The sequence below is a fragment of the uncultured Planktomarina sp. genome (genome assembly GCA_943788425.1).
Classification (GTDB): domain Bacteria; phylum Pseudomonadota; class Alphaproteobacteria; order Rhodobacterales; family Rhodobacteraceae; genus Planktomarina.
Genome location: CALSQF010000011.1, coordinates 43,516 through 64,203 on the forward strand (window position 1 = coordinate 43,516; position 20,688 = coordinate 64,203).

The 20,688-nt window shown below is 52.1% G+C and carries 20 protein-coding genes and 1 tRNA gene; 8 read left to right on the forward strand and 13 right to left on the reverse strand.

Annotation, left to right across the window (positions count from 1 at the left end):
- Window positions 1-66 precede the first annotated feature (66 nt).
- Window positions 67-564: a hypothetical protein gene (locus tag ABLW18_RS10285; RefSeq protein WP_347824721.1), complete on the forward strand. Its 498-nt coding sequence runs from the start codon at window positions 67-69 to the stop codon at window positions 562-564.
- A 63-nt stretch (window positions 565-627) separates the two neighbouring features.
- Window positions 628-702: transfer RNA gene (locus ABLW18_RS10290), tRNA-Gln, on the forward strand.
- 1,097 nt (window positions 703-1,799) lie between these two features.
- Here the strand turns inward: ABLW18_RS10290 and ABLW18_RS10295 are convergent.
- The 5 genes from ABLW18_RS10295 to ABLW18_RS10315 all read right to left on the reverse strand — a co-directional run bounded on the left by ABLW18_RS10295 (window position 1,800) and on the right by ABLW18_RS10315 (window position 6,715).
- Window positions 1,800-2,249, reverse strand: coding sequence for a CoA-binding protein (locus ABLW18_RS10295; protein WP_347824722.1), 450 nt, complete (start codon window positions 2,247-2,249; stop codon window positions 1,800-1,802).
- Window positions 2,250-2,251: 2 nt separating this feature from the next.
- On the reverse strand, window positions 2,252-2,602 hold the full coding sequence (locus ABLW18_RS10300) for a 2Fe-2S iron-sulfur cluster-binding protein (protein ID WP_347824723.1): 351 nt from the start codon (window positions 2,600-2,602) through the stop codon (window positions 2,252-2,254).
- A 2-nt stretch (window positions 2,603-2,604) separates the two neighbouring features.
- The gene (locus ABLW18_RS10305; RefSeq protein WP_347824724.1) at window positions 2,605-3,957 is read right to left on the reverse strand and encodes a selenium-binding family protein; all 1,353 of its coding nucleotides are present in this window, start codon (window positions 3,955-3,957) and stop codon (window positions 2,605-2,607) included.
- Between the two features lie 111 nt (window positions 3,958-4,068).
- Window positions 4,069-5,508: an aldehyde dehydrogenase family protein gene (locus ABLW18_RS10310; RefSeq protein WP_347824725.1), complete on the reverse strand. Its 1,440-nt coding sequence runs from the start codon at window positions 5,506-5,508 to the stop codon at window positions 4,069-4,071.
- A gap of 67 nt (window positions 5,509-5,575) precedes the next feature.
- Complete coding sequence (locus tag ABLW18_RS10315) at window positions 5,576-6,715, reverse strand: CaiB/BaiF CoA-transferase family protein (RefSeq protein ID WP_347824726.1); 1,140 nt, start codon at window positions 6,713-6,715, stop codon at window positions 5,576-5,578.
- Window positions 6,716-6,977: 262 nt separating this feature from the next.
- On the opposite strand from ABLW18_RS10315, the gene ABLW18_RS10320 reads away from it, so the two are divergent.
- Both ABLW18_RS10320 and ABLW18_RS10325 read left to right on the forward strand, forming a co-directional pair.
- A complete protein-coding gene (locus tag ABLW18_RS10320) occupies window positions 6,978-7,316 on the forward strand; it encodes a P-II family nitrogen regulator (RefSeq protein ID WP_347816229.1) in 339 nt (112 codons plus the stop codon).
- Window positions 7,316-8,653, forward strand: coding sequence for an ammonium transporter (locus ABLW18_RS10325; protein WP_347824727.1), 1,338 nt, complete (start codon window positions 7,316-7,318; stop codon window positions 8,651-8,653). Before ABLW18_RS10320 ends, ABLW18_RS10325 begins: the two co-directional genes overlap by 1 nt.
- 54 nt (window positions 8,654-8,707) lie before the next feature.
- Here ABLW18_RS10325 and hpaR read toward each other — a convergent pair whose 3' ends face one another.
- Window positions 8,708-9,169 (reverse strand): homoprotocatechuate degradation operon regulator HpaR, encoded by a 462-nt coding sequence (hpaR, locus tag ABLW18_RS10330; RefSeq protein WP_347824728.1) that lies wholly within the window; start codon window positions 9,167-9,169, stop codon window positions 8,708-8,710.
- 119 nt (window positions 9,170-9,288) lie between these two features.
- On the opposite strand from hpaR, the gene hpaE reads away from it, so the two are divergent.
- Both hpaE and hpaD read left to right on the forward strand, forming a co-directional pair.
- Window positions 9,289-10,797 carry a 5-carboxymethyl-2-hydroxymuconate semialdehyde dehydrogenase gene (gene hpaE / locus ABLW18_RS10335; protein WP_347824729.1) on the forward strand — a complete coding sequence of 503 codons (1,509 nt, stop codon included), beginning with the start codon at window positions 9,289-9,291 and terminating at the stop codon, window positions 10,795-10,797.
- A 22-nt stretch (window positions 10,798-10,819) separates the two neighbouring features.
- Entirely contained in the window at window positions 10,820-11,803 is a 984-nt protein-coding gene (gene hpaD, locus ABLW18_RS10340; protein WP_347824730.1) for a 3,4-dihydroxyphenylacetate 2,3-dioxygenase, read from the forward strand.
- Here the strand turns inward: hpaD and ABLW18_RS10345 are convergent.
- From ABLW18_RS10345 to ABLW18_RS10365, 5 genes are all read right to left on the reverse strand, one after another.
- On the reverse strand, window positions 11,790-12,023 hold the full coding sequence (locus tag ABLW18_RS10345; protein ID WP_347824731.1) for a hypothetical protein: 234 nt from the start codon (window positions 12,021-12,023) through the stop codon (window positions 11,790-11,792). The genes hpaD and ABLW18_RS10345 overlap by 14 nt on opposite strands.
- Window positions 12,024-12,050: 27 nt before the next feature.
- Window positions 12,051-12,329: a hypothetical protein gene (locus tag ABLW18_RS10350; RefSeq protein ID WP_347824732.1), complete on the reverse strand. Its 279-nt coding sequence runs from the start codon at window positions 12,327-12,329 to the stop codon at window positions 12,051-12,053.
- 83 nt (window positions 12,330-12,412) lie between these two features.
- Complete coding sequence (locus tag ABLW18_RS10355) at window positions 12,413-13,255, reverse strand: 3-keto-5-aminohexanoate cleavage protein (protein WP_347824733.1); 843 nt, start codon at window positions 13,253-13,255, stop codon at window positions 12,413-12,415.
- Between the two features lie 139 nt (window positions 13,256-13,394).
- Window positions 13,395-14,888, reverse strand: coding sequence for an inorganic phosphate transporter (locus tag ABLW18_RS10360; protein WP_347824734.1), 1,494 nt, complete (start codon window positions 14,886-14,888; stop codon window positions 13,395-13,397).
- Window positions 14,889-15,094: 206 nt separating this feature from the next.
- On the reverse strand, window positions 15,095-15,271 hold the full coding sequence (locus ABLW18_RS10365) for a hypothetical protein (RefSeq protein WP_347824735.1): 177 nt from the start codon (window positions 15,269-15,271) through the stop codon (window positions 15,095-15,097).
- Window positions 15,272-15,549: 278 nt separating this feature from the next.
- Between ABLW18_RS10365 and katG the strand changes: the two genes are divergently transcribed.
- A complete protein-coding gene (gene katG / locus ABLW18_RS10370) occupies window positions 15,550-17,739 on the forward strand; it encodes a catalase/peroxidase HPI (protein ID WP_347824736.1) in 2,190 nt (729 codons plus the stop codon).
- Window positions 17,740-17,955: 216 nt separating this feature from the next.
- Window positions 17,956-19,017, forward strand: coding sequence for a hypothetical protein (locus ABLW18_RS10375; protein WP_347824737.1), 1,062 nt, complete (start codon window positions 17,956-17,958; stop codon window positions 19,015-19,017).
- 68 nt (window positions 19,018-19,085) lie between these two features.
- Here the strand turns inward: ABLW18_RS10375 and ABLW18_RS10380 are convergent, their stop codons facing one another.
- Together ABLW18_RS10380 and ABLW18_RS10385 are read right to left on the reverse strand one after the other, a co-directional pair.
- The gene (locus tag ABLW18_RS10380) at window positions 19,086-19,514 is read right to left on the reverse strand and encodes a thioesterase family protein (RefSeq protein WP_347824738.1); all 429 of its coding nucleotides are present in this window, start codon (window positions 19,512-19,514) and stop codon (window positions 19,086-19,088) included.
- Complete coding sequence (locus tag ABLW18_RS10385; protein WP_347824739.1) at window positions 19,511-20,665, reverse strand: iron-containing alcohol dehydrogenase; 1,155 nt, start codon at window positions 20,663-20,665, stop codon at window positions 19,511-19,513. The genes ABLW18_RS10380 and ABLW18_RS10385 overlap by 4 nt, the downstream gene beginning before the upstream one ends.
- Between the last annotated feature and the right edge of the window lie 23 nt (window positions 20,666-20,688).

Here is a 20,688-nt window from a genome sequence, read left to right on the forward strand (position 1 = left end):
ACGTTGCAGCAAGAGTTAGCAGTCATTTTTTCAAAAACCGCCATAGCCGCTGTGAAACAGCAAATTATGACTCTGGAGCTAGAGATCGATCAGATAGCGAAATCCTTGGTCATCCATCTAGAAAATGCTCGGCCAAACACCCCAAAGGTCAATACATTGAAGACCTCCATTCGAATGAACAAGGATCTCATTCAAGCCAAGCAAGCCGAATTGACGCAAACCACCGGTGGCGCAGATTTGCTGGCCAGTAAAAATGCGCGGATGATCGTCGCGGAAGAAGATTATCAAAACCGCGAAATGATGGTGCAAGCTGCGATTCAACGTATTGAGGCTGCCCGCGTGGCCGCGGACTGGCAAGCCCGGCATTTGGCCACATCTGTCGCCTCCGTACGGCCTGAAGATCCTTCTTATCCGCGCAAGTTTGAAAATACCTTATTATCTTTACTAATTTTCGGAGGTGTTCAATTAATTATGTCACTAACCACGTCCATCCTGCATGCGCAGGTTTGGCCCCATGGAAATTTTAAAGCGATCTGTGAAATATCACCAACAATAACCCTTTAAGCATTTTTTGCTATTTCAGGGCTTGAAACGTCCGCGCTTCCGGCGTATCCCCTGCCTCGCTGATGGGTCGTAGCATAATGGTAATGCACCTGTTTTTGGTACAGTAGAGTGCAGGTTCGAGTCCTGCCGACCCAGCCAACATTCATATCATTTCTATAGCAGTACGATTTTTCGTGTTTTGCTCCGTGTATTCAGGGGGCCCGACCAATGTATCTATCTAACGGATAATTTCGACCATATGGTTCGCAAGTTCAGTCGGGAAGGCAAGCTTCTTTTAGAAATTGGAACGGCAGGTGTGAGCTCTGGTTTCATGAGTGGCAAGCCGTTTTGCAAGTGCACCCATTCAGCAGTCTCGCCTTCCGGCGATATTTTCGTGTCCGACGGCTATCAGAACGCGTGTATACACAAGTTCGACGCCAGCGGCAGGCTGCTTAAAAGTTGAGGCACGCCCGGTACGGGGCCTGTAGAGTTTAATCTTCCTCACAACATCTGCTGCAATGCTAACGGCTGGATCTATGTCGCTGACCGGGAAAATTCTTGCATTCAGATATTCGATGAAGGCGGCCAATTTGAAACACCGATCAACAATATGCACCGTCCGAGCGGTTTGGCCATTTCTCCTGGCAGTTGTCCGGATTGCTTCGTCGGTGAGTTGGCTTCGTATTTGGAGGTGAATAGCGAATTTCCAAATATTCGTCCTTTTGTGAGTGTCTTTGACTAGCAGAGTAATGTTCTGTCACGCCTTGATTCAAAGAATGGTCCGGGCCTAGAACCAGGCCAATTCCTTTCGCCCCATAGAATCGCTTATGGCAGCAAGGGAGATCTTTATATTGGTGATGTGGTTGATGCTGACTGGGCTCAAGTTTTTCCAGATCTTGAGAAGCCCCACCAACCTCGAAGGTTTCAAAAACTGAGACTTGTCAGCCCGTCGGCCCCTTGAACCGAGCTTTCAGTTGCTGGGGGGATACCACAACGAGAATCTTGTTGGGTATCGCCCACAGGGCTCAAGTGTGCATTCCCTGTTCGCTTACAAACATTCCCTGATCGGCAAATAATTTTCCCTGTTAATTTTCTTAGGGAAATCACCCGTAAGCCACTGTAACCACGTCTGTATTCCACCCCGATTTGGGGAATGCCTGCCAAAATCGCATTTTTCCCTGTTAATTCGCTGTTAACAGGGAATTCCAGAGGCAGACTGGCTCGCTCGAGACTGTGTGCACGGCCAGCTTTACACTTTAAATTGTCAGGTGTAGTTTTGGTTTCCAGAATGGCCGGAACAGCTCGATTTTTGGACATCTGTCCATGACGACCTGCATCCCAGCCTCTTCTGCCAGCAGGGCCGCTTCGTGATCCACCACACCGATTTGTCCCCAAAGCACTTTTGCGCCAATCGCGATGGCCTCATTTGTAACATCCATGAGGTCTTCAGGACGGCGAAACACTTCGACCATATCCACAGGACGATCGATGGCCGCAAGGCTTGGGTAGACTTTCAAGCCTCGGATTTCCTCAAGGCCCGGGCGCGGATTGACCGGGATCATGTCGTAGCCAGTTTCATTCAACACCCGCAAAACCCCATAGCTAAACTTGGTTTTATCAGGGCTGGCGCCAACCATAGCGATAGTTCTGACCGACTTTAGAATCCCCTGCAAATAGCTATCTGAATAGGGTTGAGTATGGTCCATGGTCAGACCTCCTTTGGGACGGCGATATCAGCCTTGAGTTCATGAGATTGCAACGGGTCCAAAAATGGGTTGCGATACAGCCGGTCATGGCTTTCCACCCCAATTTCGAGCGTAATGTCAGACAAGGGGCGTGCGACGCATAAAATCACGTAACCCTGATTGATTTGCCGATTGTTCAGCGCCACTTGTCGGCGCTGGTCGACCTCTCCTCCGGTCAATTTTGCCGCACAGGTGATGCAGCCGCCATATTTGCACCCATAGGGCAAATCTACCCCCTGATCGCGCAGGCTGTCTAAAAGGGGGCGGCGGGGATCCACCACATATTGCGCCCCATCGCGGTTTGATAAGGTCACAATCACAGCCAAATATCACTCGTGCAATCGCCGCCTGGGTAGCGCGCTTCATGGCAACGGGACGGGCCATTGGGTTCCTGTCCAAAGTCGACAATAAAATTCTTGTTTAAGGTCATTCCACCATTTTCCGGATCGCAATCAATCTGCACCATCACACCGCCCTGCTCGCGAATTTCAGGATAAAATTGATTGTCCCAGGTGCTGAACAAGCTGGTGGTGACATAGAGACGTCGGCCATCGAGAGACAGTTGAAACATCTGCGGCCCGCCAGCCATTTTCACCCCATTAACCTCCGGCGCTTTTCCCAAGAGGCCGCCCATCCAGACTTGGCCTGTCAAAACCGGGTTGTGCGGATCTGAGATATCATATTGCCGCATATCGCCATGTAACCAATTGTTGAGATATAGATATTTATCATCCATCGAGATCAAAATCGCTGACATGACTCCCGGCACCGGAATGGGCCATTCCGGATGCGGCTCATTGGCCACATCAATGATCTTCTCCCATTGCCATTTTCCAGCCTCATCGCGCCACCAATGGATCACATTTGAGCTGAGCGCCGCCCCGCAAAACCCATGGGTGCTGTCAGGATCATGATGGAATTTAACCTCCAAAGGCAAAAGCCCATCCTCGCCAAGATAAATGGTTTCAATTGGGACTTTCTTTTCAAAATCCCAGAAGTGGAGTTCGCGGCCATATTTCAAATGCCCAACCTCTTCCAAATCAAACCCTGGCATAAAAGTATTTGGGGCGGCCCATTCAGAAGACACCATCACGTTATGGCGGGGCTGATACCAAAAATCATATCCAAACTTGATATCTCCCATGGAGTTTTCCCACCGTCCGACGATTTCAAAATCTTTGTTCAGATGGAGATATCCACCGGGTGCTTCACCTTTGGCATCGCCCAACATGGAAATAATGATTTCAGAGCCTAAACAATGCACCGTATGCGGTCCTGACAAGTTCGTTTTCGACTTGATCTCCGCACCGTCAATCACCTTGTGCAAACGCGGCGCGCGGGGGTCACTGGCCGTATCGACCACATGGATGTTGTTCGAGCGCACCCCAGGCATCAACAAATACGTACGCGACATCGAGCCATCATTGAAACAAGACGAGCAGGCATTCCAACCCATATGGTGCAACTCATCGCCAATGCCAGGCATTTCCAAGCGGTGGATCACCTGCGAATAGGTCGGACTTTCGGGATCAACATCCACCGTTGCCAGATAGTCGGGCTTTTGAATGCCCGTGCCAGTGTAAATCGCAATGGTATAGAGCAGCTTTTCACGCGGTGCTTTGATGGCCTCCTGCGGGCTTGAGTAGCCCGGTCCACAACAGTCTTTCATTCGCTCCGCTCTCCTATTCGTCGCCAGGCATTCATAATCAATCCAAGATCGCAGGTCTCACCATAACTTCGCGCGCCAGGGAGGTCTCTTGTGCAGTGTTCAACTTTCAAATTAACCTAATCCGTGAAGCGTTTTGGTTTCAAGGTAATCTTCTAACCCCATCAAACCACCTTCGCGGCCATTGCCCGATTGTTTATAGCCTCCAAAGGGAGAGCCATAATTGAAACCACCACCATTAATATGGATTGCACCCGCCCTGAGGCGACCCGCCACCCGTTCGGCGCGCGCGCGATCCCCCGTTTGCAGATATGCAGCCAGCCCGTAGGGCGTGTCATTGGCGATTTCAATCGCCTCAGCTTCGTCTTCAAATGGGATGATGACCAACACAGGCCCAAAGATCTCTTCCTGCGCAATCCGCATGTCATTAGACACATCACAAAAAATGGTTGGCTTCACAAACCAGCCGGCATCTATCCCCTCGGGCCGTCCCAAGCCACCAGCCAGGAGGCACGCGCCCTCCTCAAGCCCAACTTTAATCATGGCTTGCACCCGATCAAATTGAATGCAGTCAAATAGTGGGCCAATATGCCCGCCCTCCTGCGCCGGGTCTCCCACCTCAGTGGCCTCTGCTGCGCCTTTGGCAATCTCCAGCACCGCCTCATAACAGCTGCGCTCGACCAATAACCGGGTTGGCGCATCGCAAGATTGCCCCGTATTATACATACATTCCGCGACCGAGGCATGCACCTGGGCCTCAAGGTCACAATCAGCAAAGACCAAATTGGGCGATTTGCCACCAAGCTCCAAGGTCACGCGCTTGACCGTTTCTGCCGCATCGCGGGTCACAGCCGTCCCAGCACGGGTTGAACCGGTAAAGGACATCATCTGCACATCCTTGTGGCGCGACAGCGCCGCGCCCACCGTTGGGCCATCGCCCTGAACCAAATTGAAAACACCCGGCGGAAAGCCCGCCTCATCAATAATTTCAGCATATATCATTGCAGAAATCGGCGTATGTTCCGAGGGTTTTAATACGCAGCAACAGCCCGTCGCCAAGGCCGGGATGACTTTCAACGCAATTTGGTTCATCGGCCAATTCCAAGGGGTGATTAATCCGCATACCCCGATCGGCTCGCGCAACAAAATGTCACCATTATCCAAAGTCTCCCGCTCCACCAACGCGTCCAACGTGCCTATGAAACCCTGCAAATGGCCGATGGCCGCATCGGCCTGCGCCTCACGGGCCATGGTAATCGGCGCGCCCATCTCCATGCGCATCGCCTGCGCCAAATCTTCAAACCTGCGCTCAGTGGCCGTCTTCAAGCTGTGCAAAAGTGCCATCCGTTCAGATTTGCGAGTCTCGCTATAGGCTGGGAAGGCCGCAACCGCCGCCGCAACCGCCGCGTCCACATCTGCCGCATTACCCAAAGGCACCGTGCCGATCTGGCACTCATCGGCCGGGTTCAAAACAGGCATACTAGCCTGTGATCGCGGTGCAAGCCACTGCCCGGCGATGTAAAACTTACCTAGATTTCTTGTATCGACCGTCATAATGCTTCGCTTTCAGCTGGACCATTTCGTCATTATTCACACGCGCAACATTTCTGCACGCAAAAAATCACGCTTTGAACTCAGCACGAAGAGCCTGGGTTTGCGCGCCTAAATTCGGCACTTTCTGTCCGGGGCCAGCATGGCTTGTCAATGGTAAAGCGGCCAAAGAAACCTCACAATCACCAATCTGTGCCACGGAATTTCGCAAAAACGGATGCTCCGACAGATCCGCCACGGAATTGAGTTGCGCATTGGCAATTTGCGCAGCATCCAGTTTTTCCACCACCTCAGTGGCGGTGAACTGCGCAAAACAAGCCGCTACGATGGCATCCAGCGCGTCGCGATGGGCGTATCGATCCGGGTTATCCGAGAACCTGGGATCACCGGGCAACTCAGGTCGCTGCAAGACCTGATTGCACAGAGCCGCAAATTCGCGATTGCTTTGTACCGAAATCAACACCTGCGCGCCATCCCTACATTCGAAGGCGCCATAGGGGGAAATGAACGAATGCTTCAATCCCGAGCGTGCCGGCGCGCCGCCCATATAGCGATGTGCCAAAAGTGGCATATTCATCCAATCGGCCAGTACATCGAACATGGAAATTTCCAAATCAATGCCCAGCCCCGTCCGTCCTCTTTGGATCAAGGCGCGTAAAATGGCCGAAAAGGCAGTCAGGCCTGTCGAAAGATCGGTCAAGGAAAGCCCGACACGCGCGGGACTTTCCACGCTGCCGGTCACCGAACACAGACCACTCTCAGCTTGGATCAAAAAATCATAGGCCTTCTTTTTCGCCGCCGCGCCCGTTTGCCCATAACCTGAAATCATGCAGGTGATTAAACCGGGGTTATCACGTCGCAGATATACGCCGCTCAGCCCCATACGCGCCACCGCGCCAGGTGCAATGTTGGAGACAAAGACATCAGCTTTGGCCAGCATACGGTGCATCACCACCAGATCATCGGGATCCTTTAGGTTCAAGCAAATCGATTCCTTACCGCGATTCAGCCAGGCAAAAATTGCACTTTGTCCATTGGCGCCGGCATCATAGCCACGAGCAAAATCTCCCTCCGGGCGCTCAACCTTAATCACCCGCGCTCCAGCATCCGCCAGCATCAAACCACAATAGGGCGCCGCCACCGCCTGCTCCAGGGAGACCACCGTCATCCCTTCCAGTTCTTTATTCAACCCCATGGAATCATCATTCATCTTTCAAGCCCGCTTCCTCTATCCCGCCAGTGTGTGTCCTCGGGTTGCGAAAAGACAAGGCCAGAGGCCAGGCCTGGTGCCAAAAAGGCGGTCAATCTCCAGACCAATCGCGCTGATGTTTTGAAACTCATCTGCCTCATTGCCCATATTTTAGGCAAATCGCGACATCTACGGGTTTTTCCATGGGCCCAAAGTTTACGCCGCTCTGCAGCAATTTGAAGGTAGAGTCAGGATCGCATTCGGTAGAACGAAAGGAAGACGAGTGAAACTTATTATTGCAACGATCAAACCCTTCAAGCTCGAGGACGTGCGCGAAGCAGTGTCTGAGGTCGGTGTCAGCGGAATGATGGTGAGCGAAGTTAAAGGCTTCGGCGCTCAATCCGGTCACACTGAAACATATCGAGGAGCAGAATACACAGTTAATTTTGTTCCCAAAATCAAACTTGAAATCGCAGTCACCGATGCGGCTGCGGCGGGGGTGGTGGAGGCCATCACCAAAGCGGCACGCACCGGAAAAATCGGTGATGGCAAAGTTTTCGTCCTTGACCTAGAACAAGCCCTGCGCGTGCGCACGGGCGAAACAAATGAAGAGGCTCTGTGATGCATAGAGAGTTAACAAGTAAATTAGGAACCGTAAGCTTGGCTGCGCTGCTGCTGGCTGTTCCACAACTGGCCACGGCGCAAGAGGCGGATGTGACCCCGCTGAATGCAGACATCGGCTTTATTTTCACAACATTTATGTTCCTTGTTTCAGGGTTCTTGGTATTCTTCATGGCCGCAGGTTTTGCCATGTTAGAAGCCGGTTTGGTGCGCGGCAAGAACGTGGCGATGCAGCTGACCAAAAATATGGCACTGTTCTCTCTGGCGTCACTGTTTTTTTACATATTGGGATATAATCTCATGTATCCAGGCGATAGCTGGACCATTCAAAACGTGCTTGGCGCCTTTTCAGTCACAGCGCTTGAGCCTGTAGGACTGGAAGGTGTGGAAGCTGATTTGACCTACGCCTCTGTTGGTTCAGATTTTTTCTTTCAATTGATGTTCTGCGCAGCCACCGCTTCTATTGTGTCGGGCGCATTGGCCGAGCGTATCAAACTTTGGCCGTTCCTCGCTTTTGTCATCGTTCTTGTGGCCGTGATATATCCTGTTCAAGCCAGCTGGAAATGGGGCGGTGGTTTCTTGGATGCAATGGGCTTTCAAGATTTCGCAGGCTCGACAGTAGTGCACTCCGTAGGCGGTTGGGCAGCCTTGACCGGCGCGATCATCCTCGGCCCACGTTTGGGCAAATACAAAGACGGCAAAGTAAACCCAATGCCAGGCTCGAATCTCGCATTGGCCACCTTGGGAACATTTATCCTTTGGCTCGGCTGGTTCGGCTTCAACGGCGGGTCACAACTTTACATGGACACATCGGGCAATGTGGCTGATATCAGCCGGATTTTCTCCAACACCAATATAGCGGCAGCCGCTGGTGCGGTAACTGCGCTAATTTTGACGCAACTCCTGTACAAAAAGCCTGATTTGACCATGATCCTGAACGGCGCCTTGGCAGGTTTGGTGTCCATCACTGCAGAGCCGCTGACCCCATCACTTGTCTCGGCAACTCTGATCGGTGCTGTTGGCGGTTTTATCGTGGTCTTCGCAGTCCCCCTTCTGGATCGCTTGAAGATTGATGACGTAGTGGGAGCCATCCCCGTGCACCTCTTTGCAGGCATTTGGGGCACTCTGGCGGTTTGCTTCACCAACAGCGCGGCCAGCTTCTCGGTTCAGTTGACTTCAATCGTCATCGTCGGTGCCTTTGTTACAGTGGCCTCCGCCGTGGTTTGGTTGGCGCTCAAAGCGATGTTCGGCCTGCGGGTCAGTGAAGAGGCCGAAATCACAGGTCTAGACCGTAGCGAGCTGGGCATGGAAGCCTATCCGGAGTTTTCGGGTAGCTAAATTCCTTCCTGCCGTACTGGGCCCCCTGAAAGCTAACTTTCAGGGGGCCTTTTTCTATCCGCCTCTCACGGGAACAGGCAGGCCCTGCTCCAGTTCCCTCAAAAGATCCAACAAAAGCTCGTAGCGCTCAGCGCCAAGCTGATCTTTATAATTTGCGGCAATCTGTGTGGCCTGCTCCAAGTTGTCATCAATAAGCTGTTGCCCAGCTGGCGAAATGACGACAGTTTGCCGCCGCCGGTCCTTCGCATTTGACGCACGGATGACGAGGCCATTTTGCGCAAGGTTGCGGATAATACGCGATAGGCTCGGCATCAACAAACAGGCCTGCTGCGCGATCTGTGTCAAATCTTGCGGACCAAATTCGGACAAAATGCGCAGCACCCGCCATTGCTGTTCGGTCAAACCAGAGGCCCGCAGCATATCGCGGATCGGCGCCATGACTTTTTCCCGGGATCGCATCAACGCAATCGGTAAAGACCTCCGAGTCGAGGGAAGCTGAAGCTTGGTTCTGGCCATTGACGCACCTATGAATTGCCGTGCAATGTTATTTAAAAATATTGACAGCACAATGAAAAATCAGAACACTCCATTTAGTTAACATGTTACCTAAAATCTAGGGTTGAAAGAGAGCTGCGATGTCTGCGTTGGAACAAAATATCGAGAAACTTAATCGTCATTTGGCGCGCTTTGGGCGCAAGGGCGTACTGCACCGGATCGCGGGTGCAGATCATGCGGGTGGCGACGGTGTCTTTGAAACCCTCTCCCCGGTAGATAAATCCATAATCTGCCAAGTGGCGCGCGGCGACGCAAGCGATATTGATAAGGCCGCCAAAGCGGCTAAAGCGGCCTTTCCAGCGTGGCGCGATATGCCCACCAAACAGCGCAAGGCAATCTTGATCAAAATTGCTGAGGGCATTGAAGCCCGCGCCGACGAGATCGCGCTCTGCGAATGCTGGGACACCGGCCAGGCCTGGCGTTTCATGTCAAAAGCGGCCATTCGGGGGGCGGAAAATTTTCGCTATTTTGCCGATCAAGTCGAGGCCGCCCGAGATGGGCACCATTTGCAATCGCCCACATTGATGAACATCACGACACGGGTGCCCATCGGCCCAGTGGGTGTGATCACCCCTTGGAACACGCCCTTTATGCTCTCCACATGGAAAATTGCTCCCGCCCTCGCGGCCGGTTGTACCGTGGTGCATAAGCCTGCCGAAGCCTCCCCGCTCACAGCCCGTCTCCTGGTAGACATTGCCGAAGAGGCTGGCCTGCCTCCCGGGGTTTTAAACACGGTGCAAGGCTATGGTGAGGATGCTGGCAAAGCGCTAACGGAACACCCGGACATTAAGGCTATCGCTTTTGTGGGGGAAAGCCGGACCGGTTCTATGATTACAAAACAAGGCGCAGATACGCTGAAGCGGACGCATTTTGAATTGGGCGGGAAAAATCCTGTGATTGTCTTTGAAGATGCCGATTTCGAGCGCGCACTGGATGCGGTGATTTTCATGATCTATTCCATCAATGGCGAGCGGTGCACCTCATCTTCCCGGCTTTTGGTACATGAAAATATCAAAGAAGCCTTTGAGGCGCGTTTGGTAGAGCGGGTCAAAAACATAAAGGTTGGCCACCCTCTGGATCCAGCCACTGAAATCGGCCCGCTGATCAGCGAAGAGCATTTCGCCAAAGTCACCTCCTATTTCGATATTGCAAAAAAAGACGGAGCCAAAGTGGCCGCTGGCGGCGAGGTTCTTGGGGATACCGGATATTTTATCCGGCCAACCCTCTTCACCGAGGCGCATAACGCCATGCGCATTGCCCAAGAAGAAATTTTTGGCCCGGTTCTCACCTCCATTTCCTTTGCCAGTGAAGAGGAAGCCCTTCAGATTGCAAATGACACGCCCTACGGACTCACCGCCTATTTGTGGACCAATGACCTCACCCGCGCGCTCCGTTTTACAGACAAGCTTGAGGCAGGCATGATCTGGGTGAATAGCGAAAACGTCCGGCACCTGCCCACGCCCTTTGGTGGCGTCAAGGCCAGCGGCATTGGCCGCGACGGTGGCGATTGGAGCTTTGAATTTTATATGGAGCAAAAGCACATTGGCTTTGCCACCGGAGCCCATAAAATTTCACGCCTTGGCGTCTGACCGAAAATTAAAGGAGCCCAAAATGCCAGTTCCCAGCCCAAACCTTTACCCAAGCTTCAACACCGTCCGGCTCAGCCATGCCTGCCTCAATGTCGCAGATTTAGACCGCTCAAAGACTTTTTACACAGAAATTCTTGGTCTGCAGGTCTCGGATGAAACACAGAACCATGTCTATCTGCGCGCCATGGAAGAACGCGGCCATCACAGCGTGATTTTGCAAAAATCTGACCATCCCGGCACAGTAGATGTCATGGGCTTCAAGACCTATGATGAGGCCGATTTGGATCGGGCGGAAGCAGAGTTTCGTGCTAAAAATTGCCCCACACAATGGGTCGAGCGCCCCTATCAGGGCCGGACTTTGTTGACTGCGGACAATATTGGAGTTCCTTTAGAATTTTATCACAAAATGGATCGCCTGCCATCTCTGCACCAAAAATTTGCACTCTATCGTGGCGTAAAACCCTTGAGAATCGATCATTTCAATTGTTTCTCGCCAGATGTCGACGCCTCTGTGGCGTTTTACAATGAAATTGGCTTTCGGGTGACCGAATACACCGAAGATGAAATCAGTGGAAAACTATGGGCCGCATGGATGCATCGCAAAGGCGGCGTGCATGATATGGCTTTCACCAATGGCCGCGGTCCAAGGATGCATCATATCGCGTTTTGGGTGCCTACTCCGCTAAACATCATTGACCTGCTCGATCTCATGGCCACCACTGGCTATGTCAGCAACATCGAGCGCGGACCGGGGCGGCATGGGATTTCAAACGCCTTTTTCCTCTATATTTTGGATCCCGATGGGCATCGCATCGAAATCTATTGCTCAGATTATCAAACCGTGGATCCCGATCACGAGCCAATCAAGTGGGACCTCAAAGATCCGCAACGCCAAACCCTATGGGGCGCCGCGGCGCCAAAAAGTTGGTTTGAACATGGAACGGAGTTCACAAAGGTTGCGCCGCGCGACAGCGCCTTGAACGCCACGCCGATCATCGCGCCATAAGCACTTTGGCTAAAGCGCCAATGGTTTCAACTTGGGCCAGCAGATCTTCTGCCGCGCTGTGCAGCATCGCGGGCAAAACTATCCATTCCAGCGCCCAAGCCGCCACAGAGCGTTCTCGCTCGTGGATTAAGGCCTGATGCATCTCGCCAAGCTGAACAGCATTATAGCGCAACAGGGTGACCAATAACTTCGTCAAAACTGGGTTTTGCTTATGTGGCATGGCCGAGGAAGAGCCGCCTCCAAGCAATCAAGTCTCATCCAAGCCTTGCTTTGTCATGAGCGAGATATCCATGCTCATTTTGCCCAAGCTGCTGGACATCAGCGAAAGCCAACCGACCAATTCGCCAAATCTATCGCGCATGACGTGCCAGCTTTTGTCCGGCGCTGCCGAGCCTAATTGCGCCGCAATCGTAGCCGTGCCCTCTGTCAAATCCTCCGGGCCTATCGGCACGGCCTCAATCACGCAGGCCACAGACTCATTGCCCAATGACCGGCTGTGAGCCGCTTCAATGCGTAGCATCTGCACCAGTTGCACCTAAGCAGACAGATGCGCCTCTACAAGTTTGTCGCCGGACACTCCTGTCAGCCAGGCCAGGTCGAATACCAATGTCATACGGCCCTCAAACCTAGAATTTCGCGAGCTTGCGCCGGGCTTGCGACCGGGCGCTCATAGCGGGTGCAAAGTTCAGCAGCACGGGTAATCAAAGCTGCATTCGAGGGGGCAAGCGTGCTGCGGTCAAGGCGCACATTGTCTTCAAGCCCAGCGCGGGTGTGGCCACCTGCCGCTATGGCCCATTCATTCACAACCAATTGATTGGGCCCAATACCCGCGGCGCACCACTCAGCTTGCGGCGCGCGCGCTTGCATCTGCGCCACATAAAAATCAAAAATCGCACGATCTGCCGGCATAGCATTTTTCACACCCATTACAAATTGCACATAGAGTTTGCCGAATAATTTTCCCTCGTCATGCAGGCGCAACGCTTGCAAGATATGTGAAAGATCAAAAGCTTCAATCTCCGGCACCACTTCATATTTTTGCATTTCTCTGGCCAGCCAAGCCACCAAATCCGGCGGGTTCTCATAAACGCGCTTGGGAAAATTGTTTGAGCCGACAGAAAGTGAAGCCATATCAGGTCTCAGAGACAACATTCCGCCACGCTCTTGCCCCGCACCAGAACGGCCTCCAGTTGAAAACTGAATGATGACCTCCGGGCAATGCCTGCGCAGCTCTTCTTGCACGCGGGCGAATTTTTCCGGGTCGCTGCTCGGTGTTTCATCGGCATTGCGCACATGGGTATGAATAATCGAAGCCCCCGCCTCCACCGCCGCCAAGCTGCTCTCGACCTGCTCAGAAATACTGATGGGCACAGCTGGGTTGGCCGATTTTGTCGGCACCGAACCGGTGATGGCGCAGCACAGAATGCAGGGTTTGTTATGCAGATCAGACATTCATTAACACCGTTTCCTCGTCACCTTGCAGGTTTATTCTAACAATCTATTAAACCACGTGGAAAAAACACTTTTTTCGTTTAACGCGATAAAACACGCACCGCGCAGAGCCGAAGCCCTACGCAGTGGACCTGCAAGATTAGCTTGCGCCACCCATATAAATCGAGATGATCCAGAAGATTAACGCCGAGATCGTCGCCGCGGCCGGTACTGTAATCACCCATGCAGCGATGATTGTAAGGAAGTGACTGCGACGCACCAATTTGCGGCGGCGGCGTTCTTCTTTTGGCTGTTCTACGGCCTGTGGAATGGTCACCCGCGCCCGCTTCATCCGACGCTGCGAGTCCCATTCGCGAAAGAAGCCCACACCAAATACGCCACCAACAGCGATATGCGTTGAGCTGACCGGCAGGCCCAACCAGCTGGCAACAATCACAGTGATGGCCGCTGAAAGCGCAACACAATAGGCCCGCATCGGGTTGAGTTTAGTAATTTGACCGCCCACCATGCGGATCAATTTTGGTCCAAACAAAAACAGGCCAAACGATATCCCCAACGCACCGATGGCCATCACCCAGAGCGGAATAGAAACTGCGTCTACGAAACCGCCTGAGGCCGAAGCCTGCACAATCGCGGCCAGCGGTCCAACCGCATTGGCCACATCATTTGCTCCATGAGCGAAACTGAGCAACGCGGCGGATACTACCAAGGGGATGCCAAAGAGTTTTTTCAGCGACTTATTACGATTTTCCAACCCCTCGGCTTGCTTGCGCACAACTGGGATCATAACCAACCAAATGATGACACCTAAACCAAGACCGATCATCATTACCGAGGAAAAATCAATTTTCATGATTTTCTTAAGGCCCTTGAGCGCCAAGTACGCAGAAAATGCTCCACCCATAATCCCAACCAAAACCGGCACCCAGACACGCGCCGCAGAGATTTTATCGTCCCGATATACAATCCGGGACTTGATAAACCACAGAAACAGGGCGGCAACCACCCCGCCCAAGACCGGTGAAATCACCCAGCTTGCGGCGATTTTATACATGGTTGGCCAATTCACAGCTGCAAAACCCGCAGCCGCGATCCCTGCCCCCATAACGCCGCCAACAACTGAATGGGTGGTCGAAACAGGCGCCCCAACCCATGTGGCCAAATTTACCCAAAGCGCCGCAGACAATAGCGCTGCAAGCATGGCCCAGATAAATATGGAAGCTGTTTGCATACTTTGCGGCGCAATAATGCCCTTTGCGATGGTCGATACGACGTCCCCCCCTGCAAGCAAGGCGCCGGCACTTTCAAACACCGCTGCAATTGCAATGGCTCCGCCCATGGTCAAAGCATTGGCCCCCACTGCGGGCCCCATATTATTGGCAACATCATTAGCGCCAATATTCAGCGCCATATAGGCTCCAAAGCCAGCGGCGATCACCACGATAAGCGTATTGCCAGTTTGCCCAAACAGATAAAAAGCAACAAGTCCCGCGACCAGAATAAAGGCCAATGACACTCCCAGCCCCATCATTGGGCGGGAAGCATAGTCAGTTGCCTGCTCTAGGGCCGAGAATCGGTTTAAATCTCGATCTAGAGTTTCTAAGTGTCGCTGTTCGAAATCATTTTGAGCCATGCGAGCATATTCCTGTTATTTTCGTGGACCCGATAGCAGCTTCGCATAAATTACACAAACATTACTGCAAATTTGGCGATCCACAATTTGTGGCGGGTCACCATTCCCCACAACAGTAATACAGAACGAACCGAATGATACTAATATCGCTCGTGTATTCAGATTTTCTTGGCTAATGTATCTTTATAGTGGACTTAGGGCGGATATCATTTTCCGTCGCGGGCAGATTTTTCTTCGCGCGTCAGCTTGTTGTTCCATGTGTTGTTGCTCAAGCCCAGCTCGCTGGGCAAGGGCTTGGTTTTTCCAACATTGATTTTCCCGCCTTTGTTCAAAAATTCCTGAACAAGAGCGTCATCGGTGGTTTCTTTAGGAATATGCTTCATGAAGGCATCATAACCGCAGCATAGGCAGCTTGTCACCCTCAAATTATTGGCAAATAGATGCCAGCGGTTCACTCAATGACCAACGCCGGCAAGGACTTCACCAAATCATCCACCGCTTTCATCTGCGTCAAAAATGGTTTGAGCAAATCCAAAGGCAGGGCGCGACCCAGCCCGCCGTTGAAGATTATGTTCGCTGACTTATTTGTTAAGTGTTGCCCTTAGGCCCTAGACATTTTACCTAGACTTCCAAAACCACAAATGAAATTCGGAGAGAAAACATGGACGGACATGACACATCCAACAGCGGCAAATGCCCAGTAATACATGGAATGGCTACCAGCGCGGCATCCCGTGGGCGTTCCAATGGCGATTGGTGGCCCAATCAGCTAAATCTCAAGATTCTAGCTCAAAATACCCCCGCGTCGGACCCGATGGACCTGGATTTCGACTATGCAAAGGAATTTGCCAAACTTGATTTGGCCGCTGTCAAAGCCGATTTAACCGCCTTGATGACCGACAGCCAAGACTGGTGGCCAGCAGATTACGGGCATTATGGTCCCTTCTTCATTCGCATGGCCTGGCACAGCGCTGGCACCTATCGCACCGCCGACGGACGCGGCGGTGCAGGTGCTGGACAACAACGTTTTGCGCCGCTCAACAGCTGGCCGGACAACGGCAATCTTGACAAGGCCCGCCGCTTACTGTGGCCCGTCAAACAAAAATATGGCAAGGCTTTGTCCTGGGCCGACTTGATGATTTTGGCCGGCAATGTCGCGCTTGAATCTATGGGGTTCAAAACCTTTGGCTTCGGTGGAGGTCGCGTCGATGTTTGGGAGCCTGAGGAGGATATTTATTGGGGCACCGAAAAGAGCTGGCTCGACGATAACCGGTATAGCGGTGAGCGCGAGTTGGAAAACCCGCTGGCGGCCGTGCAAATGGGCTTGATTTATGTGAACCCGGAAGGCCCAAATGGCAATCCCGATCCCCTCGCCTCTGGTTATGACATCCGCGAGACCTTCGCGCGCATGGCAATGAATGATGAAGAGACAGTGGCGCTTGTGGCCGGTGGGCACACGTTTGGTAAAGCGCATGGTGCTGGCGATCCCGAGCTGGTAGGCGCAGAGCCTGAAGGCGCGAGCATTGTAGAGCAAGGCTTTGGCTGGAAGAATGATTTCGAAAGCGGCCTGGGCATTCACACCACAACCAGCGGGATTGAAGGTTCCTGGACCGCCAATCCGACGCAATGGGATATGGGGTATTTTGATCTTCTCTTCGGATATGACTGGGAGTTGACAAAAAGCCCTGCTGGCGCGCAAATTTGGCATGCCAAAGGCCTTTCAGATGAGGATCATGCGCCACAGGTTGACGGATCTGGCAAAACTGTTCCCGTGATGATGACCACCGCCGACATGGCCATGCGTACCGACCCAGCTTATGAGAAAATTTCGCGGCACTTCCACGCCAACCCCGATGCTTTCGCGGATGCCTTCGCACGCGCTTGGTTCAAACTGACTCACCGCGACATGGGGCCAAAGATTTTGTACAAAGGCTCTGAGGTGCCTGCGGAGGATTTGATCTGGCAAGATCCTATCCCCACCGGAAATGCGAACCTTGGCGCCGCGGATATCGCAGATCTGAAAGCGGCCATCATGGGCACGGGCCTATCGATATCGCAATTGGTTTCAACCGCTTGGGCTTCGGCCTCTACCTTCCGCGGCTCTGACAAACGCGGCGGCGCCAATGGCGCGCGCCTGCGGCTTGCACCGCAAAAAGATTGGGATGTGAACCAACCAGAGCAATTGCAACACGTCTTGTCCACCCTTGAAACCATACAGGCAAATTTCAAAAAATCTGTTTCAATGGCAGACTTGATCGTGCTCGGCGGCGCGGCCGCGATTGAAACGGCCGCAAAAGCTGCGGGCCACTCGGTCAGCGTCCCCTTCACACCGGGGCGCGGCGATGCCACTCAAGAGCAAACGGATGCGGAGTCTTTTGATGTGTTGGAGCCACAGGTTGACGGGTTCCGCAACTATCAGAAGCGAAACTTCAACGTCTCTGCCGAAGAACTGCTCGTAGATCGCACCCAGCTGTTGACGCTGAATGCTCCTGAGATGACGGCGCTGGTCGGTGGGCTTCGGGTTTTAGGAGCCAATAGCCATGGCGCCAAAGAAGGTGTCTTCACAGATCGTCCTGAAACTTTGAACAACGACTTTTTTGTCAACCTGCTTGATATGGGCACAAAATGGGTAGATGTGTCTGGGGACGAGACCCGCTTTGAAGGTCGCGATCGGGCCACAGGGGCCGTGAAATGGACGGCAAGCCGGGTCGATCTGGTATTTGGCTCCAATTCGCAATTACGCGCCTTGGCAGAAGCTTTCGCAACATCGGAGGCCGAACCGCACTTTGTAAAACGCTTCGTTGCCGCTTGGGCAAAAGTGATGGATGCAGATCGTTTTGGTGCAACCTAAAGTTTAGATCAACCAAGTATTATTTAAAAAGCCCGCTCTGAAGAATGGGCTTTTTTTATAGGTTTCGAAGCTAAATCTGGTGGCATCGAATTGAGGTAATTTCCCGTAACCACTTTGCCCGTCTTAAAATAAATATTGAAATTATCTCCTATCTACGCCAAGCTCTAAAAGACACTTTTGAAAGAGAGCGTTAGCAATAGTTCTGGGAGAACAAAAATGAAATTACGCGCGATTGCAACGATGATTTTAAGTACTAGCGCATTAAGTGCGACCGCTGGAGGTTTTGAGACCAACTCTCTGTCAACATCCTTTATGTACGAAAAAGGCAATTATGCTGAACTTGGTATGTCAAGTCGATCGCCTGATGTTAAAGGCACAGTATACGCTCCAACAGGCAGTGCGCTAGCAAAACAAGATTACGTTTCGTTGGCGATGAAGACTGATATTTCAAACACCTTATCTGTTGGCCTAACATCCTACAATCAGGGTGCGATACAACTTGATTACTCTTCTGCAGGAAGTCCCTATGCTGTAGCCCTGCCTGTTGTCGATTTAGACATCAACGCGTTGGCCGTTTTGGTAAAATATTCGCTCTCTGATAATGTGAGCATCCTTGGCGGTGCCAAACAGTCACAAGTTCAGGATGCGTCAGCCAATATATTTCAGAGTGCTGGATTGCCAGCGTCTTCTGTTTCAGGAGCTACCGAAACAAGTCTCTTGATTGGGGCATCATATACAATTCCTAAAATAGCTCTGCGCGCTGAACTAATTTACGAAGGCGACGCTGATTTTTCATTAAATACTTCAAATGCAGGCGTTGGAACCGGCAAAACAAGCGCATCTGTTCCCGATTACATGACCTTGAATTTCCAAAGTGGCATAGCTGAGGATACATTATTATTTGGGTCAATTCGAAAGGCTGACTGGAGCAATCACCAAATTACAGTCTTTCCCGGCACACCAACAACTTCAAGTTTTACCGATACTACAACATATTCCCTCGGAGTTGGTCGTAAAATAAACGATGCAGTATCTCTTATAGCAAATTATTCGACAGAAGCTGCGGGCTCATCGGCTTCTACAACGCCACTTACAATAACCAACGGTTACGATGCAATTGGACTCGCAGTAAGGTATTCAAGTGGTAATTCAACTGTAACTGCCGGCTACAGCTATGCTAAAGTTGGAAATATAACACTTACATCAGGTCTTGGCGTCGGAGAATTTACCAACAATACAGTTACCGGCTTCGGTATAAAGATTGGCTATAATTTCTAATAACCATTACCAAACTGAAAATACCCCGCTTTGTCGGGGTATTTTTTGATTTAGCAAATCTTTCCTTATTACGTTAAGCTATTTAAATAATTTATTGTTTCTGAACTTAACTCTGATGGTCGCCGTGTTTGGCGATTAACATTAACATGAACAAAATGTCCCTGAGCAGCCGCAACGTTTTCATCTCCTGAAAATAATCCAACGGCATAAGTAACCGATGACGTGCCCAGCTTACTAACCTTAATCCCAGCGGTAATTATATCAGGAAACGCTAATTCTTTAAAATATTGGCATCCAGTTTCCACAACTAAAAATACAGTCTTGCCGAGTTTCAAGTCCAACACGCCTTGTTCCAGCAAATGCCCGTTCACTGCAGTATCAAACAACTGATAATGCACTGCATTGTTCATATGTCCATAGATATCGTTATCAACCCAACGCGTAGTCAGGATCGAGAAAGCACGATAGTCAGAACGGGTTTTTTGAGTCTGTCTCACCAAGCAGCCTCATAAATTTTCATGGCTGCAGCCTCATCCACAGGGCGCGGGTTGTTGACCAGAAGGCGAGTTTGGTTAATTGCATCGCGCGCCAGTTTAGGCAAGGCCTCCCACGCGATACCCATCTCCCGCAAGCCTTGCTCAAGCCCACAAGCCTGGCTCAAATCTGCCATACCTTGGGCAAACTTCATGGCCGCCTCCGCTACGCTCATTGCCCGCAGGTCCGGAAAAACATGCGGCAAGAGCTGCGCATAAGCCTCAGGCGCAACCTGCGCATTGAAGCGCAGGACATGCGGCAGAACCAACGCATTAGAGAGCCCATGTGGGACTTTATAGTGCCCACCAATCGGATAGGCCAAGGCATGTACGGCAGCTACAGGCGAATTGGCAAAGGCCTGCCCGGCCAGCATAGAGCCCAAAAGCATTCCCGTTCGAGCTTCAAGATCATCCGGTTTTTGTACCGCCCGCAAAAGCATGCGGCCCATAAGCCCCAACGCCTCGACCGCAAGCGCACGGCTGATTGGATTGTTGTTCGGATTGACACTGGCATAGGCTTCAATCGCATGAACCATGGCATCAATGCCGGTTGCAGCCGTCACATGCGCGGGCAATCCAAGCGTCAGTTCCGGATCAAGCAGTGCCAGATCAGGCAATAGTAGCGGACTCACCACGCCCATTTTCTCCGATGCGCCGGTAGTCACAATCGAAATTGGTGTCACCTCTGAGCCAGTCCCTGCTGTGGTCGGCACCAACACCAGCGGCAAACGCGGCCCGCGCGCATTGCCAACCCCATAGGCTTCCGCCAATGGCTGACCAGTAGCGGCCAAAAGCGCGGCAAGCTTGGCGACATCCAAGGACGAGCCTCCGCCAAAGCCAATCACCCCGGTGGCACCGCGCGCTTTCTGCGCAGCCTGCAACACAGTAGATTCTGGTGGATCCGCTTGAACCTGGTCAAAGAGCGTGACCGCCACGCCAGCCGCGCACAACCCATCTTTTACCTGCTGCACAAGGCCCGTGGCCATCATGCCAGGGTCGGTAACCAAAAGCACACGATCGCCGCAAATAGGGCGCGTGATCTCCCCTATCTCACCAGCCAGGCCCGCCCCCATACGCAGGCTCGGGGTGGTGTTAAAGGTGAAGGGTTTCATCATAGGCCCAATCCTTGTTGTCCATC

Excerpts from the sequence above, each read along its gene's own strand:
- ABLW18_RS10310 (WP_347824725.1), bottom strand. The coding sequence starts at position 5,508 with ATGACGGTCGATACAAGAAATCTAGGTAAGTTTTACATCGCCGGGCAG.
- katG (WP_347824736.1), top strand. The coding sequence starts at position 15,550 with ATGGACGGACATGACACATCCAACAGCGGCAAATGCCCAGTAATACAT.
- ABLW18_RS10365 (WP_347824735.1), bottom strand. The coding sequence starts at position 15,271 with ATGAAGCATATTCCTAAAGAAACCACCGATGACGCTCTTGTTCAGGAA.
- ABLW18_RS10285 (WP_347824721.1), top strand. The coding sequence starts at position 67 with ATGACTCTGGAGCTAGAGATCGATCAGATAGCGAAATCCTTGGTCATC.
- hpaR (WP_347824728.1), bottom strand. The coding sequence starts at position 9,169 with ATGGCCAGAACCAAGCTTCAGCTTCCCTCGACTCGGAGGTCTTTACCG.
- ABLW18_RS10295 (WP_347824722.1), bottom strand. The coding sequence starts at position 2,249 with ATGGACCATACTCAACCCTATTCAGATAGCTATTTGCAGGGGATTCTA.
- ABLW18_RS10305 (WP_347824724.1), bottom strand. The coding sequence starts at position 3,957 with ATGAAAGACTGTTGTGGACCGGGCTACTCAAGCCCGCAGGAGGCCATC.
- ABLW18_RS10355 (WP_347824733.1), bottom strand. The coding sequence starts at position 13,255 with ATGTCTGATCTGCATAACAAACCCTGCATTCTGTGCTGCGCCATCACC.
- hpaE (WP_347824729.1), top strand. The coding sequence starts at position 9,289 with ATGTCTGCGTTGGAACAAAATATCGAGAAACTTAATCGTCATTTGGCG.
- ABLW18_RS10360 (WP_347824734.1), bottom strand. The coding sequence starts at position 14,888 with ATGGCTCAAAATGATTTCGAACAGCGACACTTAGAAACTCTAGATCGA.
- hpaD (WP_347824730.1), top strand. The coding sequence starts at position 10,820 with ATGCCAGTTCCCAGCCCAAACCTTTACCCAAGCTTCAACACCGTCCGG.
- ABLW18_RS10385 (WP_347824739.1), bottom strand. The coding sequence starts at position 20,665 with ATGATGAAACCCTTCACCTTTAACACCACCCCGAGCCTGCGTATGGGG.
- ABLW18_RS10375 (WP_347824737.1), top strand. The coding sequence starts at position 17,956 with ATGAAATTACGCGCGATTGCAACGATGATTTTAAGTACTAGCGCATTA.
- ABLW18_RS10325 (WP_347824727.1), top strand. The coding sequence starts at position 7,316 with ATGCATAGAGAGTTAACAAGTAAATTAGGAACCGTAAGCTTGGCTGCG.
- ABLW18_RS10345 (WP_347824731.1), bottom strand. The coding sequence starts at position 12,023 with ATGCCACATAAGCAAAACCCAGTTTTGACGAAGTTATTGGTCACCCTG.
- ABLW18_RS10315 (WP_347824726.1), bottom strand. The coding sequence starts at position 6,715 with ATGAATGATGATTCCATGGGGTTGAATAAAGAACTGGAAGGGATGACG.